This is a genomic window from Clostridium sp. 16K-1-R1 (assembly GCF_023921145.1).
Taxonomy (GTDB): Bacteria; Bacillota; Clostridia; order Clostridiales; family Clostridiaceae; genus Sarcina; species Sarcina perfringens.
The window spans coordinates 2,445,336-2,464,722 of the sequence record NZ_CP046515.1 but is presented as its reverse complement, the minus strand read 5'-3'; the positions used below and the strand labels follow the sequence as shown (position 1 = coordinate 2,464,722).

Below are 19,387 nucleotides of genomic sequence, written 5' to 3'. Positions count from 1 at the left end.
ATACTAATTTTTAGGATGTGAATCATGGAAACTACGGATACTTTAGATCGTGGAAACATAAGAGGTCGTAGAGAAAGATCAGGAAACTCTAATGGACAGGAAGATCTTTTTGCAGCTCAAGCAGCTGCAAGTGATAATCAAAGTACTAATAATGTATGTACAGATGATTTTAATAAGGCATATAATCAGTTACAGGATATTTTATTAAAAGCAGCTACTATTCAAGCAAGTGTAGCTACATTAAATATAGGTGACGAATATAAAATGTATTATGATAGGGTGGTTAAGCCAGCTTTGGACATTATTTATTTTTTAAGTTTTGCAATACAAAATACAGCGGCAGCAGCTAACCTTTATCAATCTAATACCTATGGGAAAAAAGGAGAAGGAAAAAAAGCTTTAGATATTTCTTATGACATGTTAGAACAGATGGAAGTTGGAATTTGTTTATTGAAAGAGTCTTTAAAAATTTTGGTGGAAAAAGGGAATTGTTTATAGATATTATTTAATTAATGGGAGTTATTAAGGAGGAAAAAAATTTGAGTGAAATAATATTGAAATATCAAAATTCTTTTAAATCAGTTATAAATGACCTTCAAAAGAATGAGGATGTTATTGGAGTGACGGCATTTGGGAGTATAATAAATGGAGATATATGGGAAGGGTCAGATATAGATTTATTTGTTATTGTAAATGGAGACTTTAAAGGGGTAAAGGATGTTTATGGTGAGGAACTAGGCGTATCTTTACATTTAAAAATAGTATCTAAAAAGTTTCTAGTTAATTTCTGTCAAGAAGAAATAACAGGAAGCACAATACATAGAAAATTTATATCTTCAAAATTAATTTTTTGTAAGGACCAAGAAATATCAGATAAATTTACTTCAATAAAATATTATACAGATGCTCATAGTGAAAAGTGGAATCTTGTTTATTTAAGTGAGCTTTTACAAGATATGAATTTATATAAAAAATGTATTCATAATGAACATTTCTACGCTGCCTTTGAGGCTCTTATGTATTCAGTGGATAGTTTTAGTAGGCTGTATTTAAACTTTAATGGATATTTAATAACAAAAAGCTCTACTGGTATGCTTATGAAATTAGATGAAAACTTTGAGAAAATGGTTAATGGAATATTCAAAGCAGCAAATAAACAGGCTTTAGAATATGTACATTTTTATATTGAAAGCTTCTTAGAGAGAAATATTAGAGGAATAATAAGAGCTTTAGTTGATTTTATGAAAAAACAAAAGGATTATTTAAGCTCAGAAGAAATAAAAAAATCAGAAGAATTCCAAGGCTTTAAAATAGATTTTGAGGAATTATTAGGATATCTTTATAAGAAAAATATAGTTAAGAAAAGTGGAAGAGAGAAATTCTCACCCTGTGGACAAAAGCTTACAACAGAAAAAGTATATTTAATAAAAGATAATGTTTAAATAAGGTGTAAGAGATGAATAAATTTAGTGTGGTTTTTAAAGAGGGTTTATGTAAATACTTAATAATATACGATAATATTAAAAGTTTAATTGAAAATGGGAAAATATCAGAAGGAGAAAAGTTACCAACTATAAGAGAACTAGCAGACTTTTTAGAAGTTAATAAGGTAACTGTTATTAATGCTTATAAAAAGCTTGTACAAGAAGGATATGCATATCAAGCTCAAGGAAGTGGAACTTATGCTAAAAATAAGGATGTAGGAAAAAGTTTTAAGCATGATTATAATGATTTATTTAGAAAAATAGCCTCTGGAGATTTGAAGAATTGGATAGACTTTACTGGAGAAACTACTAGTGCAAACTTCTTCCAAGTAGAAAAACTTAAGAAAGTTTTAGATAATGTATTAGTTAGAGATGGTGTAGAGGCATTAATGTATAGTGACCCTTTAGGATATTTAGAATTAAGAAGAAGTATAAATGAAGAGTTCTGGAATGGAAAAAATAATTTAGATAATATACTTATAATTTCTGGAGCACAACAAGGTATTGATATTGTAGGTAAGTCCTTAGTAAATATAAATGATAATATTGTAATAGAAAGGCCAACTTATGGAGGAGCACTTTTAGTATTTAAGCTTAGAAGAGCAAATATATTAGAAATTCCAATGGAGAAGGATGGTCCTAATATTGAAAAGTTTGAAAATTTATTAAAGAGAAATAAAATAAAGTGTTTTTATACTATGAGCTATTTTCAGAACCCTACAGGTATAAGTTGTTCTTTAGAAAAAAAGAAAAGAATAATAGAGCTAGCACATAAATATGATTTTTACATACTAGAAGATGATTATCTTTCAGAATTAGTTTATTCTAATGATTTAGAGTATATACCATATAGGAGTTTAGATTCTGAGAGAGTTATATATATAAAAAGTTTCTCTAAAATATTTCTACCAGGTATAAGAATGGGATATTTAATAGCACCAGATAAATTTAAAGAGGAATTTCAAGCTTTAAAATTTAACACTGATATAGCTACCTCAAGTTTAATGCAAAGAGCTCTTCAGGATTACATTGTAAAGGGATATTGGAAAGAGCATATAGCAAGATTAAATGAGGAATATTCAAAGAGATATAATTTTATAAAAGAACTTATAGATAATAAATTAGGAGATATGGTTTCTTATAGAGAGCCTAAGGGCGGACTTAATTTATTCTTAAATATAAATAAGAACATAGGCATAACTTCTAAAAAGTTATTTTATGAACTGAAAGATAGACAAACTATAATTACTCCAGGAAGCATATTTTTTAAAAATCCTAATGATGGAGATAAAAGCTTTAGAATTGGATTTTCCCAAATAGATTATAGTAAGATAGAAAAAGGAATAGATAATATATACGATGTATTAAAAGGTAGGTAGATATTATGAATTATATAACGGTAAAAAAAGCAGCTGATGATAGATTTGAGGAGAAAAAATCAGTTTTTATAGGCTATGTTAAAAGAGTTACAACAGAGGAAGAGGCTAAAGAGTTTGTAGCAGAAATAAATAATAAACATAAGGATGCAAGACATAATTGCTATGCCTATGTTATAGGACAAAATATGGGAATACAAAGATATAGTGATAATGGTGAGCCACAGGGGACAGCAGGTATTCCAATATTAGAGGTAATAAAAAAACAAGGAATAACAGATTGTGCCGTAGTGGTAACTAGATACTTTGGAGGGATATTATTAGGTACAGGGGGACTTACTAGAGCCTATACTAAAGGGGCAGCCATAGCTATAAGTGCAGCAGGTGTTGTAGAAAAAGTAGAAGGAGCAATGCTTTGTACAGAAATAGATTATGATCTTTATGGAAAGATTCAATATATATGCGGTCAAAATAATTGGCACATAGAGGATACAGAGTTTACTAATAATGTTAAGATATATATATTAGCAGAAAAAACTATGATAGATGAAATAGAAAAAAGCTTTACAGAAGTAACAAATGGAAAAGCTATAATGAGTACTGATTTAGAAGGAGTATATTTTAAAGAAGGAAATAGACTTTATGAAAGTTTTGATGAGTAAGCTTTAACTACAGAAAAGAGCCAAGTTGAAGAGAAAAAATCTCTATGATATAATATTTAGGTGTTATTTCAAGATATTTAAAGAAATTTAAACTATAGTTCACATATATGTTAGGAGGAATAAGGATGTCAGGACATTCAAAGTGGCATAATATACAAGCTAAAAAAGGTAAAATGGATGCCAAAAGAGGAAAAATATTCACTAAGATAGGAAAAGAGATAGCTGTTGCAGTTAAAGAAGGTGGAGCAAACTTAGATGGTAACTCAAGATTAAAGGATGCTGTAGCAAAAGCTAAGGCTGCAAACATGCCAAATGATAACATTCAAAGAGCTATAAAGAAAGCTGCTGGAGAAGGAGATTCAGTAAACTATGAATCAATAGTTTATGAAGGATACGGACCATCAGGAGTAGCTGTAATGGTTGAAGTATTAACAGATAATAAAAATAGATCAGCTGGTAACGTAAGAAGTGCTTTCACTAAAGGTGGCGGAAACATGGGTACATCAGGATGTGTTGGTTTCATGTTCCAAAAGAAAGGTGAAATAGTAATAGAAAAAGCTGAGTTAGATGAAGATGAAATAATGATGATGGCTTTAGATGCTGGAGCAGAAGATTTTGCATCAGAGGAAGAAGTATTCATAGTTACAACTTCACCAGAAGATTTTGGTACAGTAAGAGAAGCTTTAGAAGCTGAAGGATTAGAATTCTTAGAAGCAGCAGTTAAAATGATACCAGATACCGAAACTGCTATAAACGAAGACGATGCTAAGAAGTTCCAAAAAATGCTTGACTTACTTGAAGATGACGACGATGTTCAAGAAGTGTATCACAATGCTGAATTCCCTGAAGGATGGGATGAATAATACGTTTTAAGCATTTTAGAAAATCAAAAAAATAATAGATAATGACATACAAAAGTAAGAGAACACACTTTTAATGTTAATATAAAATAATAATTTTATATATACATTGAAAGTGTGTTTTTTGTATTTTCAAATTTTATTTAAAGTTAATAAAAGTTTAGTTTTACGGTATATTATTAGGTTTATAGATTAGGGTGTATTTTATTAAATTTACTTATATAGATAATACTAGTTATAGTTTTTGTTTAATAAAATAGTATAGTAGATTTAAATATTGGTTTGTAATTTATGATTTTATATTATTAGTTATAAGTTAACATTTTACTAAAAAAATATTTAATATTTTTAACTTGAAAAAATTTTTAATTATTATATAATTTAATCAATAATAATTATTAATTAGAAATAAATATTATGGAGGAAAATATGTTAGATCAAAAGACAATAGATATAATAAAAAGTACAGTACCAGTTTTAAAATCCAATGGATTAGAAATAACAAAAACTTTCTATAAAAATATGTTTGAACAAAACCCTGAAGTAAAACCTTTGTTCAATATGAATAAACAAGAATCTGAAGAGCAACCAAAAGCTTTATCAATGGCAATATTAGCAGTTGCTCAAAATATAGATAACTTAGAAGCTATAAAACCTGTAGTTAATAGAATAGGAGTTATACACTGTAATGCAAAAGTTCAACCAGAACATTATCCAATAGTAGGTAAACACTTATTAGGAGCAATAAAAGAAGTTTTAGGTGATGGTGCAACTGAAGATATTATCAATGCGTGGGCTAAAACATATGGAGTTATAGCTGAAGTATTTATAAATAATGAAAAAGAGATGTATGCTTCAAGATAGAATAATATATAAGATGAGCTGTTAAATCAGCTCATCTTTTTATTTTATTTTTAATGAAGTAAAAAATAAATTTTAATATAGTTATTTCTTAGTTTCTCTTAGTGAGGTTGAAAATGCAGTCATAAGCATTATTAAAAAAAGCAATATAAATAATAATTCCATGGGACCTCCTTAAGCATAAATAAAATAGATTTAAATATAATAAAAAGTTTAAATTATTTATTACTATAGAAAAATAAATCTTATTATATCTAAAAATATATAAATAATAAGGTTTACATCTTATAATAATATCTTATCATACATAATATGGAAAAACATTAATTCTTTGAAAAAATTTCTTTAAACTTAAGAGATTTAAGAAGTTTATGATAAAGAGAAAATATATATAAGGTTTAATAAAAGTTAACAATTTATAAAAATAAGTAGTATAATTAAAAAAAGGATTTGGGTTATATTAGGAGATGATGTTTTATGAGAAGCTTAAATGGAAATTTAATAAGAATCTCTGGAGAATTGTTGAAAATAACATTAAATAAAGAAGTTACTGGAACTTTATATTACTCTGAGAAACTTAATGGAGAGTTAAAGTTTATTAAACATATAGAAAAAGAAAATGAATTTGAATTTAAGGATCCAGAGCCTAAGAATAGAACTTTTTATTTTATAAAATGTGAAAATGAAGAGTTGATTTTAGCAGAGAGACTTGTACCGCTTAAAAGATTTTGCAATTTTAGAGATTTAGGTGGATATGAAACAAAAGATGGAAGAAAGGTTAAATGGGGATTATTCTATCGCTCAGAAGCTTTAAATAAATTAAAAGGAGAAGATTTAGAATATTTTAAAACCCTAGGAATTAAATATATTTTTGACTATAGATCCTTAGAAGAAGTTAAATTAAGCCCAGATAGAAATGTTGAGGGAACAAAAAATATAAATATATCTGCAATGAGAAATTTAGATAATCAAAATCTAAATATGGAATCCTATTTAAAAGGAATTTTATCAAAGGATAGCAATCAAGAACTTCCTGAAAAGATACTTATGGATGGATATAGTGAGATGCCATTAAATAATTTAGCTTTTAAGGAGCTTATAAAGATAATAGAAAATCCTAAAAACCTAGCTGTATTACAGCATTGTACATCAGGAAAAGATAGAACAGGTTTAGGATCAGCCTTAATATTATTGCTTTTAGGTGTGCCAGAGCAAAAGGTAATAGAAGATTATATGTTAAGTAATGAATATAGAAAAGGGGAGAATCATAGAATACTTCAAATTTATGAAAAGCATGTATCAAATGAAACCATAAAGGAATTAATAGAGGGGATTTTAGGAGTAAAAAAGAAATTTATAGAACTTAGTTTAAATAAGATAAAAGATACTTATGGTAGCTATGAAACATATTTTTTTAAAGAATACGGATTAACTAAGGAAAAAATAGAGTTTTTAAGAAATGAATATTTATATTAGTTAAATAAATTTAAGAAATCTTACAACCTTTATTTAATATAATGTGAAATAATATTTAGATTAATTTTAAAGAAAATAGGATTTGTTATGATGGAGTTTAAAAAATCTTTCATAATAAATCCTATTTTATTATTTATATACTTTTTTTGAATTTTTATAACAAAATATTGAAAAAATATTAATATATGTTACAATTAGTATGTATAAAATTAACTTTTATAACAAATAAAATTCAAGGGGGATAATTTATGTTAAAGAAGTTTAGTAACAAAAAAATTACTGCTTTAATGGTTGTATTAGCAATGGTCTTTAGCTTTATACTACCAATACCAGTTAAAGCTGCTGAAATTTCTGAAACAAAAAATTCAAATGTAACAGAAAAGACAGATAAAAAAACTGTCAATATTCAAATACTTGCCACTTCTGATTTGCATGGTAAGTTTATGGATTATGATTATGCACAGGGAGAGGAATCTGTTGGTGGATTAAATCAAATAGCTACTGTGGTTAAAGAAGCTAAAAAGGAAAATCCTAATACTCTAGTGCTAGATAATGGTGATACTATTCAAGGAAATTACAATCACCTATTTATGAATAAAGAAAATCCTATGATACTTGCTATGAACACAATAGGATATGATGTTTTTTCATTAGGAAATCATGAATTTAATTTTGGAATGGACAAACTTCATAATATTATTGGTCAAGCAAATCCAAATCTTCATGTCTTATGTGGAAACCTTTACAGAAATGGAGAGAGAGTTTTTAATCCTTATACAATTAAAGATGTAGATGGAATAAAGGTTGCAATAATAGGAGTAGTTACTCCACATATAATGCAATGGGATTCTCAAAACTTAAAAGGTTATGAAGCTAAGAATCCGACAGAAGAAGTAAATAAAATAATAGGAGAAATAAAGGCAAATGGAGGCGCTGATGTCTATGTAGTAACTTCTCATGCAAGTTTAAATGGAGAATATGGTGATGGAGATAGTGCTGCTGGAATAGCTGAAGCAAATCCAGAAGTAAGTGTAGTAGTTGCTGGACATAGTCATGATACAGTTAAATCAGAATTAAGAGGAAACGCTATAATTAGTGAACCTGCAAGTAGAGCAAAATATGTTTCTAAATTCAATTTAACTGTTGAAAAAGATGAAAGTGGAATAAAAGTTCTTGATAAGAATGCAGATCTTATAAGCCTTAAAGGGGTACAAGGAGATCCTGAATTAACTGAGAAACTTAAGCCTTTCCATGAAGCTGCTATAAATGATGCAACAGCTAAGATTGGAGAATTAAAAGGTGGAGATTTAGCAAAACCTGATGAAGTAAAAGGTATTCCACAATCAATAGTTGAAGACCAAGGGGTTACTGATTTTATAAATGAAGTACAATTATATAATAGTAAAAAGTTTTTACAAACTAAAGGAATAGATTCAAATAATGTGTACATGGTTTCATCAGCAGCTTTATTTAGTCCTAAGGCTAATCTTAAAGAAGGTCCTATAAGCAAGGCTGATGTTTCAAATATATATAAATTTGATAATAAATTATATGTTATAAAAACTAATGGAAAACAATTAAAGAAATACATGGAAGAAAACTCTAAGTTCTTTAATAAATATAAAGATGGAGATTTAACTATATCTTTTGATGAAAATGTAAGAATGTATAAGTATGATATGTTTGAAGGCGTTAATTACGAAATAAATATAGCTAAAGATCCAGGTGAAAGAATAGAAAACTTAAAATTCTCTAAAGATGGTAAACCAGTTGAAGATTCAGATGTAGTGTACCTATCAGTAAATGATTATAGATATAATTCAGGGTTAGCTGCAGGAATAATGGATCCAGGTGAACATGAAAAAATATATGATACAGTAAATGATGATATATCAGCGATAAGAGATTTAATAAGTGATTATATAATTAATGTTAAACATGGAGTAATAAATAGAAATGTAGATGGAAACTGGAAAATAACAGGTAACAATTGGAATCCAGAACAAAGAGCTTTAGCAGTTAAACTTATTAATGAAGGAAAAATAAATCTACCAACTTCATCAAATGGAAGAACTCCAAATGTTAAATCTGTTACTTGGGATGAAGTATCAAAATTTGCAGAGGCTTTACCAGAAGAAAAGAAAGAAGTTGAAATTCCTATTTTAACATTCAATGATTTTCATGGTTCTTTAAAAGAATCAGGAGGAAATCCTGGAGCTGCTAAATTTGTTGGGGAATTAAAGAAAGTAAAAGAAAAAAATCCTAACACAATAGTAGTAAGTGGTGGAGATATGTATCAAGGAAGTGCATTATCTAACCTTTTAAAAGGAAAGCCAGTTAGTGATATGAATAAAGCTTTAGGTGTTCAATTTTCATCTGTAGGAAATCATGAATTTGACTGGGGTTATGATTTAATTCCAGGATGGGCTAAAGATGGTGGATTTGAATTCTTAGCTTCTAATATATATGAAAAAGCTACAGGAGAACCTGTAAAATGGGCTAAACCTTATGGAGTTGTTGAAAAAGGTGGAAAGAAAATAGGATTTATAGGCCTTGCAACACCTGAAACAGCATATAAAACAAATCCTGATAATGTAAAAGATTTAGAATTTAGAGACCCTAACACTGAAGCAGAAAAATGGGTTAAACATTTAAGAGAAGTTGAAAAAGTTGATGCAGTAATTGCTTTAACACACATTGGAAGTCAACAAGATAGAAAAACTGGAGAAATAACAGGTGAAGTAGTTAATCTTACAAAGGTTCCAGGCTTAGATGCAATTGTATCAGCTCATAGTCATATGCCTGTTAAAGGAACTGTTAACGGAGTTCCAATAGTACAAGCTTATAAAAATGGACGTGCTATTGGCCTTATAGATTTAAAATTTGATAAAGATGGAAAATTATCTGTTGAAGCTCAACGTATGGATATTTCTAAAAATATTAAAGATTTACCTGTAGATAAAGAAATGGAAGAAACATTAGGAAAATATGAAAAAGAATTATCACCTATCTTAGATGTTAAGGTGGCTGATTTAAGTGAGGATCTTCCACACAATAGAGATGCAGGGGTAAGCCCAATGGGAGCAACTGTTACAGAAACTATGAGAAAAATAGTAGATGCAGATATAGCTATAAACAATGGTGGTGGAGTAAGAGCTCCATTAAAGAAAGGTGTAATAACAGTAGGAGACATGTACACTATACTTCCTTTTGATAATACTATAGTAACAATGGATATGAAAGGTTCAGATATTATTAAAGTATTAGAACATGGAATTGCTCCTAAAGATTTTGGATGGGGCCAACATGCTGGTCTTAAATTCTGGTATAATCCAGATGCTGAACCTGGAAATAGAATAACTTCTGTAAGATTATTAGATGGAAGTAAGCTAGATCCAAATAAATATTATAAATTAGCGACTAATGATTTTATGGCAGCTGGTGGAGATGGATATGATTTCTCAGCAGCTAAGAATATTAAAGACACTAACAAAGTTTTAAGAGAAGGCATAAGTGATTATTGGAAAAACCATGGTATAAATCCTATAACTAACTTAGCAACTCTTATTGAACCTGGAGAAGATAAGGGAGAAGTTGTTAAACCAGTAGAACCAGAAAATCCATCTGTAGATTCAAACAAACCAGTTGAACAAGAAAAACCATCTATAGATACAAACAAACCAATGGATCCAACTATAGATGATATTAATACAGATAAGCCTGAAATATCTAATCCAGATAATAATTCAAATAATGAAGAAAATAAAAAGGATGATTTAATTAAATTACCTAACACAGGAAATCCTTTTGGAGCTGAAGTTTTTGCAGCAATGGGAGTTTTAGCTACTATAGGCGGTAGCATAATTCTAAAAAAGAAACATAATGATGCAGCTTAATTTAAAATGACTAAAAAAGCAGTAAAGAAAATTTCTTTACTGCTTTTATTATTTAAGAAGATTAATTTATTATTAATTTTAAATTTATTTAAGCATAGAATTTACTAGGAATTAAAAAAATAAAAAGTTAATTAAAGTTAACGAATATTTAACAATAAAAGATTGAAAAATATTCGCCAAATAATGTACAATACATATGTATAAAATTTACTTTTATAACAATAGTAAACTAAATGAGGGGGAAAAATATGCTTAAAAAAGTAAGGGATAAGAAATTTACAGCATTAGCAGTTGCTACTTCAATGATCTTTGGAATTGCAACACCGTTAACTACTGTAAAGGCTACTGAAAATTTAGCACCGGAAAACCTAGAGAAAAAAGGAGAAGAAGCTAGTTTAGAAAAAGAAGGAGATGTAACTATTCAAATTTTAGGTACATCAGATCTTCATGGTAGATTTATGAATTATGAGTATGCTCGTAATCAAAAATCTGATGGTGGATTAAATCAAATATCCACTTTAGTTAATGAAGCTAGAAATGAAAATCCTAATACAATAGTGGTTGATAATGGAGATACTATACAAGGAAATTTCAATCACTTATTTAAAAATGGTCCTAATCCTATGGTTATGGGAATGAATGCTATAGGGTATGATGTTTTCTCTTTAGGAAATCATGAATTTAACTATGGAATGGACAACCTTAATGATGTTGTAAGTCAAGCTAATGATAATTTAGATGTATTATGTGCAAATCTTTATAAAGATGGTAAGAGGGTTTATGAAGGATATACAACTAGGGAAATAGAAGGCGTTGAAGTTGCTCTAATTGGAGTTGTAAGTCCTCATATAATGAAATGGGATTCAGAAAATTTAAAAGGATATGAGGCTAAAAATCCTGCAGAAGAAGTTGGATTTGTAATAGATGAAATAGAAAATAGACCTGAGGGTGGCGCTGATGTTTATGCAGTAGTTTCACATGTGGGATTAGAAAGTGAATATGGTAATGGAGATAGTGCTAGAGCCATAGCTGAAATGAACCCAGAGGTATCTGCCATAGTTGCAGGACATAGTCATACTAATGTACCAGAAGAAAAAATAAACAATGCAGTTATAAGCCAACCTACAAGTAATGGTCAAATGGTTTCTAAAATAGAATTAACTGTTAGAAAAAATGGAGAAAAAGTAGAAGTTGTAGATAAAAAGTCTAAATTATTAAGCACAAAGGGTGTAGCAGAGGATCAAAAAATAAATGATTTACTTGCTGATTTTCATAACACAGCAATTGCTGATGCAACAGCACCTGTTGGCGAAATGGTTGGAGGAGATCTTGCTGATAAAAATGAAATAAAAGAAATTCCACAATCATTAGTTGAAGATCAAGGTATAACTGACTTTATAAATGAAGTTCAATTATATAATAGTAGAAAGCATTTAGAATCAAAGAATATAAATCCAGATGAGGTTTATATGGTTTCTGGAGCAGCTTTATTTAGTGCTTCATCAAACTTATATGAAGGAAATATAAGCAAAGCAGATATTTCAAATATTTATAGATATGATAATAAATTATATACTATAAAAACAAATGGAAAGCAACTTAAAAAGTATATGGAAAAAAATGCTGAGTATTATAATACTTATAAAGATGGGGATTTAACAGTATCTTTCAATGAAGATGTTAGAATGTATTTATATGATATGTTCGATGGAGTAAGTTATGAAATAAATATATCTAAAGAGCCAGGTCAAAGAATTGAAAACTTAAAGTTTGAAAAAGATGGTAAGCCAGTTGAAGACTCAGATGTAATTTACTTAACAGTAAATGATTATAGATATAATTCTGGATTAGCTGCTGGAATAATGGATCAAGGTGAGCATGAGAAAATATATGATACAAATAATGATCAAATATCAGATATGAGAGATTTAATAGTTGATTATATTCAAAATGTAAAAGGTGGAAAAATCACTAAAAACGATGATAATAACTGGAAGATAACAGGTAATGATTGGGATTCAGAACAAAGAGAATTAGCTGTTAAACTTATAAATGAAGGTAAAATAAAAATACCTGTATCAGAAGATGGAAGAACTCCAAATGTAAAAGCTGTAACTTGGAATGATGTTTTAGAAGCTTTAGGAACTAAGGAAGTTGAAATACCAATAGTTACTTTCAACGATTTCCATGGATCTTTAGCAGAATCTAAGAGTGATGTTGGAGCAGCTAAGTTAGTTGGAGAAATAAAGAGAGTAAAAGAAGAAAATCCAAATACTGTAGTTGTTACAGGTGGAGATATATATCAAGGAAGTGCTATGTCAAATCTTTTAAAAGGTGAGCCAGTTACTGCTATGCTTAAGGAAATGGGCTTAGAATTTTCAGCAGTTGGTAACCATGAGTTTGACTGGGGATATGAATATATACCAGATTGGGCTAAAGCTGGAGAATTTGATTTCTTAGCATCAAATATATATGAAAAAGAAACTGGAGAACCAGTTGAATGGGCTAAGCCTTATGGCGTTGTTGAAAGAGAAGGAAAGAAAGTTGGATTTATAGGACTTGCTACTCCTGAAACTGCATACAAGACAAAACCAGATAACGTTGCTCATTTAGAATTTAAAGATCCTGTAGAAGCAACTAAGACTTGGGTAGATTATTTAGAAAATGAAGAAAATGTAGATGCCGTTGTTGTTTTAAGCCATTTAGGAAGTGAACAAAATAGAGAGACTGGAGAAATAACTGGTGAGATTGTTGAAGTTGCGGAAGTACCAGGAGTTGATGCTATAATATCAGCTCATAGTCATCAAAAAGTTGAAGGAAAAGTTAATGGAGTACCAGTTATACAAGCGTATAAAAATGGTAGAAATTTAGGATATGTTAACTTAAAATTTGACTATAATGATGAATTGGTAGTTACAACTAAACTTGACGATATTTCTAAGAGAAAAGATACTCTTCCAGTTGATAAGAATATGGAAGATATATTAGCAAAATTTGAAGCTGATTTAGCTCCTATAATGAATGAAAAAGTTGCTGATTTATCAGTAGATTTACCACATGATAGAGATACTGGAGTAAGTCCTATGGGGGCTACTGTAGCTGAAACTATGAGAAGAATAGTTGATGCTGATATAGCAATAACTAATGGTGGAGGAGTAAGAGCCCCATTAATGGCTGGAACAGTTACTGTTGGAGATATGTACACAATACTTCCATTTGATAATACTTTAGTTACAATGGAAATGAAAGGTTCAGATATAATAAAAGTTTTAGAGCATGGAATAGAACCAGATAACTTTGGATGGGGACAACATGCTGGTGTTAAACTTTGGTACACTCCAGGGGCTGAAAGAGGAGAAAAGATAACTTCTGTTAGATTAGCTGATGGAACTAAATTAGAAAATGACAAGTATTATACAGTAGTTACTAATGATTTCATGGCTGTAGGTGGAGATTCTTATGATTTCTCAGCTGCTAAAAATGTAGTGGATACAAACTTAGTTATAAGAGATGAAATGGCAAATTATTGGAAAGAAAATGGAATAGATCCTATAACTGATTTAGCTACTTTATTAGAAGCTGGTGAAGATACAACTGTTGATTCAGAAAAACCTGAAAATCCAGGTAACCCAGAAACACCAGAAAATCCTGATAATGGTGAAAACTTACCTAACACAGGTATGCCATTTGGAACTGGAGCAGTGGCTGCTATGGGTACAGTATTAACAATTGGTGGACTAGCTGTATTAAGAAAGAAAAAGAATAATGCTGCATAATAATTAATTATTTTGGGAGTGAATTTTAATCACTCCCTTTTTATTTTATGATATACTTTAACCTAATTTTGATCTTAGATATAAAAATAGAGATTTTTTTAGTTTAACCATGAATATTTTTATTTGATTTTTTTAGATAAGATAGTAAGAATTTAATTACTATAGGAAGGTTATTGAACAAAAGCTAGGGAGATTTAGATAGAATATTAATATTAAAAGTGTTTGAAAATAAAAAAACATAAAATGTGTGTATAAAAAGAGAAAATATGTTAATAATCACCAATGAGGTGATGATATGAATTTTAATAATATAAAAAATAATGATAAAATCAAAAACTTAATATTTATTCTTTTAGGCATATTTATATTTGCAAGCAGTTATATGATAACTTACTTTTATAATAGTAGAAAAATTCAACAAACTAATATGAAGGTTACAGAGAAAAAAGGTGAACTTCTTTTAGCTGAGAATATGGATGTAATATTTACAAGAAGAACTTTAGATGACCATGTTGTAGTTGATTATAAAACTACTATTGGAGAAATGGTTAAAAATGATGAAATCAAGGGAGAAAATATGGATGAGTTAATTTCTGCTGTAGAAAAAGATGGGTATGAATTAGTTTCATCAACTTCAGGAGAAATAATTTTCTTAAATGATATGGGAATATTAGAAGCTGGTAAATATTATATAGGCGAAAAAGATGGATACATAGCAATGTTTAAGGCTGGTGAAGATGGAAGACCATTTATTGAAAAACCAGAAGATGTTAGCACAAAGAAGATAGAAGATTTGCCAGAGGTTGATAGAAGTAAAATAAGTAATTTTGAAAAGAAATATGATACAAGAGAAGAGTGTGAAGAAAATATAACAAATTATATAAGTTAAAAATGTAAGTAGATTTATCATTTGAAAAAATATATATAATCAATAGCTATGTCTTAGTAAGATGTGGCTTTTTTTATTACTTAAATGAAAGTATGACCTAGGAAAATAGAGAGTTTAGAGTGTTTTTAATGAATAGTAAATTTTGTGTAATTCATTGATAATATTCCCTCTTCATGTTAAAGTATTATATAGATTTAAAGAACTTATTATACATAGGAGCATTAAATATGTACGAATATATAAGAGGCCAATTTCAAGGGATAAGTAAGGATTATGTTGTAATAGAATTAAATAATATAGGATATAAAATTTTCACATCTGGAAATACAATGTCTAATATGCCAAAAGTGGGAGATGAAGTTCTTCTATATCTAGAGCAGATCGTTAGAGAAGATTTCATAGGTCTATATGGATTTACAACAAGAGAAGAATTAGAAATGTTTAAGCTTTTATTATCCATAAATGGAGTAGGAGCAAAAGCTGCTTTATCACTTTTATCCATTAGTACTGTTAATAATTTAAAGTACGCAATAATGATGGGAGATGAAAAGCATATAACAAGAGCACCTGGAATAGGAAAGAAAACGGCTCAAAGAATTATTCTAGAGCTTAAGGATAAGTTAAAACCAGATGAACTTACTTCTGAAGAGGGACAATTAATAGAAGGAATTAATGATAATTCTGATTATAGTTTCAATATAAATGAAACATTAAGTGCCTTAATGGCATTAGGATATACAGAGAAGGAAGCTCAAAAAGCTTTAGAAAAAGTTGATAAGACATTATCTATAGAAAATATGATAAAGGAGTCTTTAAAACTTTTAATGCGTTAGGAGGTGTAATTAAATGAGTGAAAGATTAGTTACCTCTAATGAGATTGGAATAGATTCAACTAATGAATACAGTTTGAGACCAGAGAAAATAAATGAATATATAGGTCAAGATAAAGTTAAAGAAAGACTAAACATATTCATAAAAGCTGCTCAAAGAAGAGAGGAAGCCTTAGATCATGTAATTTTATATGGGCCACCAGGTCTTGGAAAGACAACATTAGCTAATATAATAGCAAATGAAATGGGTGGAAATCTTAAAATAACATCAGGGCCTGCTATTGAAAGAGCAGGAGATTTAGCGGCAATATTAACAACCTTAAACACTAATGATGTTTTATTTATTGATGAGATACATAGATTAAATAGAAGTGTAGAGGAAATACTATATCCTGCCATGGAGGATTATGTTTTAGATATAATTATTGGTAAAGGGGCTGCTAGTAAATCCATAAGACTCGATTTACCTAAATTTACTCTAATAGGTGCCACAACTAGAATTGGTATGCTTAGTTCACCTTTAAGAGATAGATTTGGGGTTTTATGTTCTATGGAATATTATACTGATGAACAATTAAAGGAAATAATAATTAGAAGTGCTGAAATTTTAGGATGCCATATAACTGAAGAAGGGGCCTTTGAAATTGCTAAAAGGTCAAGGGGTACTCCTAGAATAGCAAATAGACTTTTAAAGAGAGTAAGAGATTTTGCAGAAGTTTTATATGATAATGAAATTACAGAAGAGGCTGCAAAAAAATCCTTAGAGATTTTAGAAGTTGATGGAGAAGGCTTTGATAGAATTGATAATAAAATTCTAGAAGCCATAATAGATAACTTCAATGGAGGGCCAGTAGGGATAGAAACCTTAGCTTACTTCGTTGGAGAGGAATTAGATACTATAGAAGATGTTTATGAGCCATATCTTCTACAAAAAGGGTTTATAGTTAGAACTCCAAGGGGAAGAATGGCAACAGATAAAGCATATAAACACTTAGGAAGAGTTAGATTTAATGAATCTAAGATAGATTCTAAACAGTGTACGTTATTTGAAAAATAAAATAGAGAAGGTGTAATTAAAATGAAAGTAAGTGATTTTTATTTTGAGCTACCAGAGGAACTTATAGCTCAATATCCACTTGAAAAGAGAGATTCTTCAAGATTAATGGTTTTAGATAAAAAAACTGGAGAGATTGAACATAGAAAATTCCATGATATATTAGAGTATTTAAATGAAGGAGATACTTTAGTTTTAAATAATACTAGAGTATTACCTGCTAGACTTATAGGAGAAAAAGAAGAAACTGGTGGTAAAATAGAATTTCTTCTTTTAAAGAGAATAGAAGGAGATAAGTGGGAGTGTTTAGCTAAACCAGGAAGAAAAGCTAAAGTAGGTACAGTTTTCACTTTTGGAGAAGGTAAACTTAAAGCCATAGTTAGAGAAATTGGTGAAGAAGGAAACAGAATAATAGAGTTTAAGTATGATGGTATATTTGAACAAGTTTTAGATGAATTAGGACAAATGCCACTTCCACCTTATATACATGAAAAATTAGAAGACAAAGAAAGATATCAAACAGTTTATTCTAAAGAAAAGGGATCAGCAGCAGCACCAACAGCTGGATTACATTTTACTGAGGAATTATTAAAAGAAATTAAAGATAAAGGTGTTAATATAGCATATTTAACTTTACATGTAGGACTTGGTACATTTAGACCAGTAAAGGTTGATGATGTAAATAATCATGTTATGCATTCAGAATATTATCATTTAGATAAAGAAAATGCAGAGCTTATAAATAAAACTAAGGAAGCTGGAAAGAGAGTAATTGCTGTAGGAACAACATCTTCAAGAACTTTAGAAACTATTGGAGATGAAAATGGAAGAGTTAGAGAACAAAGTGGATGGACAGATATATTCATATATCCAGGATATAAGTTTAAAATAGTTGATAATTTAATTACAAACTTCCATTTACCTGAATCAACTTTAATAATGCTTGTTTCAGCTTTAGCTGGTCAAGATAACATAATGAATGCTTATAACACTGCAGTAAAAGAAAAATACAGATTCTTCTCATTTGGAGATTCAATGTTTATAAAATAAAAAGCAAAGGAAGGACTTTTTTCATGACTAAAAAAAGATATACTCTTTTAAAAAAAGACGGAAAAGCTAGAAGGGGTGAGTTTGTAACTCCTCACGGTACAATTCAAACTCCTGTTTTTATGAATGTAGGAACTTTAGCAGCTATAAAAGGTGCTGTTTCTTCAATGGATTTAAAAGAAATAGGATGTCAAGTAGAGCTTTCTAATACATACCATTTACATTTAAGACCAGGAGATAAGATTGTAAAGCAAATGGGAGGCTTACATAACTTTATGAATTGGGATAGACCAATCTTAACAGATTCAGGTGGATTCCAAGTTTTCTCATTAGCAGGAATGAGAAAGATAAAAGAAGAGGGAGTTTATTTTAACTCACACATAGATGGTAGAAAAATATTCATGGGACCAGAAGAAAGTATGCAAATACAAAGTAATTTAGGTTCAACAATAGCTATGGCTTTTGATGAATGTATTCCAAATCCATCAACTAGAGAATATGTAGAAAAGTCAGTTGCAAGAACAACAAGATGGCTTGAAAGATGTAAAAAAGAAATGGATAGATTAAATTCATTAGATGACACTGTTAATAAAGAGCAAATGCTTTTTGGTATTAACCAAGGTGGAGTTTATGAAGATATAAGAATAGAACATGCTAAAACTATAAGAGAAATGGATTTAGATGGATATGCTATTGGAGGATTAGCGGTTGGAGAAACTCATGAAGAAATGTATAGAGTTATAGATGCTGTAGTTCCTCACTTACCAGAGGATAAACCAATATATTTAATGGGGGTTGGTCTTCCATCAAATATATTAGAGGCAGTAGAAAGAGGAGTAGACTTCTTTGATTGTGTTTTACCTGCTAGAAATGGAAGACATGGTCATGTTTTCACTAAGGAAGGTAAAATAAACTTAATGAATGCTAAGTTTGAATTAGATGCTAGACCAATAGATGAAGGATGTCAATGTCCTGCATGTAAAAATTACACAAGAGCATATATAAGACACTTATTTAAGGCTAAAGAAATGTTAGCTATGAGATTATGTGTTCTTCACAATCTATACTTCTATAATAAGCTTATGGAGGATATAAGAGATGCTATAGATGGCGGATACTTTGCAGAATTCAAAGCTAAAAAGTTAGAAGAATGGAATGGAAGAGCTTAATAATATA

The 19,387-nt window shown here is 29.3% G+C and carries 14 protein-coding genes; all 14 read left to right on the top strand.

Features of this window, described 5'->3' with window-relative positions; genetic code table 11:
* Positions 1–24: 24 nt before the first annotated feature.
* The 14 genes from GOM42_RS10900 to tgt all read left to right on the top strand — a co-directional run bounded on the left by GOM42_RS10900 (position 25) and on the right by tgt (position 19,380).
* Complete coding sequence (locus tag GOM42_RS10900) at positions 25–498, top strand: hypothetical protein (protein ID WP_011591010.1); 474 nt, start codon at positions 25–27, stop codon at positions 496–498.
* 41 nt (positions 499–539) lie between these two features.
* Positions 540–1,442: a nucleotidyltransferase domain-containing protein gene (locus GOM42_RS10895; protein ID WP_011591009.1), complete on the top strand. Its 903-nt coding sequence runs from the start codon at positions 540–542 to the stop codon at positions 1,440–1,442.
* 14 nt (positions 1,443–1,456) lie between these two features.
* Complete coding sequence (locus tag GOM42_RS10890; RefSeq protein WP_110016128.1) at positions 1,457–2,863, top strand: PLP-dependent aminotransferase family protein; 1,407 nt, start codon at positions 1,457–1,459, stop codon at positions 2,861–2,863.
* A gap of 5 nt (positions 2,864–2,868) precedes the next feature.
* On the top strand, positions 2,869–3,522 hold the full coding sequence (locus GOM42_RS10885) for a YigZ family protein (RefSeq protein ID WP_003454954.1): 654 nt from the start codon (positions 2,869–2,871) through the stop codon (positions 3,520–3,522).
* A gap of 125 nt (positions 3,523–3,647) precedes the next feature.
* Positions 3,648–4,385 carry a YebC/PmpR family DNA-binding transcriptional regulator gene (locus tag GOM42_RS10880; protein ID WP_003451771.1) on the top strand — a complete coding sequence of 246 codons (738 nt, stop codon included), beginning with the start codon at positions 3,648–3,650 and terminating at the stop codon, positions 4,383–4,385.
* A 426-nt stretch (positions 4,386–4,811) separates the two neighbouring features.
* The gene (locus tag GOM42_RS10875) at positions 4,812–5,246 is read left to right on the top strand and encodes a globin domain-containing protein (protein WP_003454969.1); all 435 of its coding nucleotides are present in this window, start codon (positions 4,812–4,814) and stop codon (positions 5,244–5,246) included.
* Between the two features lie 474 nt (positions 5,247–5,720).
* The gene (locus GOM42_RS10870; RefSeq protein ID WP_003455155.1) at positions 5,721–6,719 is read left to right on the top strand and encodes a tyrosine-protein phosphatase; all 999 of its coding nucleotides are present in this window, start codon (positions 5,721–5,723) and stop codon (positions 6,717–6,719) included.
* A gap of 248 nt (positions 6,720–6,967) precedes the next feature.
* On the top strand, positions 6,968–10,615 hold the full coding sequence (locus GOM42_RS10865) for a multifunctional 2',3'-cyclic-nucleotide 2'-phosphodiesterase/3'-nucleotidase/5'-nucleotidase (protein WP_252597656.1): 3,648 nt from the start codon (positions 6,968–6,970) through the stop codon (positions 10,613–10,615).
* Positions 10,616–10,863: 248 nt separating this feature from the next.
* Complete coding sequence (locus tag GOM42_RS10860; RefSeq protein WP_003454851.1) at positions 10,864–14,391, top strand: multifunctional 2',3'-cyclic-nucleotide 2'-phosphodiesterase/3'-nucleotidase/5'-nucleotidase; 3,528 nt, start codon at positions 10,864–10,866, stop codon at positions 14,389–14,391.
* 295 nt (positions 14,392–14,686) lie between these two features.
* Positions 14,687–15,280, top strand: a complete 594-nt coding sequence (locus GOM42_RS10855; protein ID WP_003454811.1) for a hypothetical protein — start codon at positions 14,687–14,689, stop codon at positions 15,278–15,280.
* A gap of 227 nt (positions 15,281–15,507) precedes the next feature.
* Entirely contained in the window at positions 15,508–16,113 is a 606-nt protein-coding gene (gene ruvA, locus GOM42_RS10850) for a Holliday junction branch migration protein RuvA (RefSeq protein WP_003451248.1), read from the top strand.
* 13 nt (positions 16,114–16,126) lie between these two features.
* The gene (gene ruvB / locus GOM42_RS10845) at positions 16,127–17,167 is read left to right on the top strand and encodes a Holliday junction branch migration DNA helicase RuvB (RefSeq protein ID WP_003451099.1); all 1,041 of its coding nucleotides are present in this window, start codon (positions 16,127–16,129) and stop codon (positions 17,165–17,167) included.
* A gap of 21 nt (positions 17,168–17,188) precedes the next feature.
* A complete protein-coding gene (queA, locus tag GOM42_RS10840) occupies positions 17,189–18,214 on the top strand; it encodes a tRNA preQ1(34) S-adenosylmethionine ribosyltransferase-isomerase QueA (protein WP_003461896.1) in 1,026 nt (341 codons plus the stop codon).
* A 23-nt stretch (positions 18,215–18,237) separates the two neighbouring features.
* A complete protein-coding gene (gene tgt / locus GOM42_RS10835) occupies positions 18,238–19,380 on the top strand; it encodes a tRNA guanosine(34) transglycosylase Tgt (RefSeq protein ID WP_003451459.1) in 1,143 nt (380 codons plus the stop codon).
* The last annotated feature ends 7 nt before the right edge of the window (positions 19,381–19,387 follow it).

Excerpts from the sequence above, each read along its gene's own strand:
- GOM42_RS10900 (WP_011591010.1), top strand. The coding sequence starts at position 25 with ATGGAAACTACGGATACTTTAGATCGTGGAAACATAAGAGGTCGTAGA.
- GOM42_RS10890 (WP_110016128.1), top strand. The coding sequence starts at position 1,457 with ATGAATAAATTTAGTGTGGTTTTTAAAGAGGGTTTATGTAAATACTTA.
- GOM42_RS10885 (WP_003454954.1), top strand. The coding sequence starts at position 2,869 with ATGAATTATATAACGGTAAAAAAAGCAGCTGATGATAGATTTGAGGAG.
- GOM42_RS10880 (WP_003451771.1), top strand. The coding sequence starts at position 3,648 with ATGTCAGGACATTCAAAGTGGCATAATATACAAGCTAAAAAAGGTAAA.
- GOM42_RS10875 (WP_003454969.1), top strand. The coding sequence starts at position 4,812 with ATGTTAGATCAAAAGACAATAGATATAATAAAAAGTACAGTACCAGTT.
- GOM42_RS10870 (WP_003455155.1), top strand. The coding sequence starts at position 5,721 with ATGAGAAGCTTAAATGGAAATTTAATAAGAATCTCTGGAGAATTGTTG.
- GOM42_RS10865 (WP_252597656.1), top strand. The coding sequence starts at position 6,968 with ATGTTAAAGAAGTTTAGTAACAAAAAAATTACTGCTTTAATGGTTGTA.
- GOM42_RS10860 (WP_003454851.1), top strand. The coding sequence starts at position 10,864 with ATGCTTAAAAAAGTAAGGGATAAGAAATTTACAGCATTAGCAGTTGCT.
- GOM42_RS10855 (WP_003454811.1), top strand. The coding sequence starts at position 14,687 with ATGAATTTTAATAATATAAAAAATAATGATAAAATCAAAAACTTAATA.
- ruvA (WP_003451248.1), top strand. The coding sequence starts at position 15,508 with ATGTACGAATATATAAGAGGCCAATTTCAAGGGATAAGTAAGGATTAT.
- ruvB (WP_003451099.1), top strand. The coding sequence starts at position 16,127 with ATGAGTGAAAGATTAGTTACCTCTAATGAGATTGGAATAGATTCAACT.
- queA (WP_003461896.1), top strand. The coding sequence starts at position 17,189 with ATGAAAGTAAGTGATTTTTATTTTGAGCTACCAGAGGAACTTATAGCT.
- tgt (WP_003451459.1), top strand. The coding sequence starts at position 18,238 with ATGACTAAAAAAAGATATACTCTTTTAAAAAAAGACGGAAAAGCTAGA.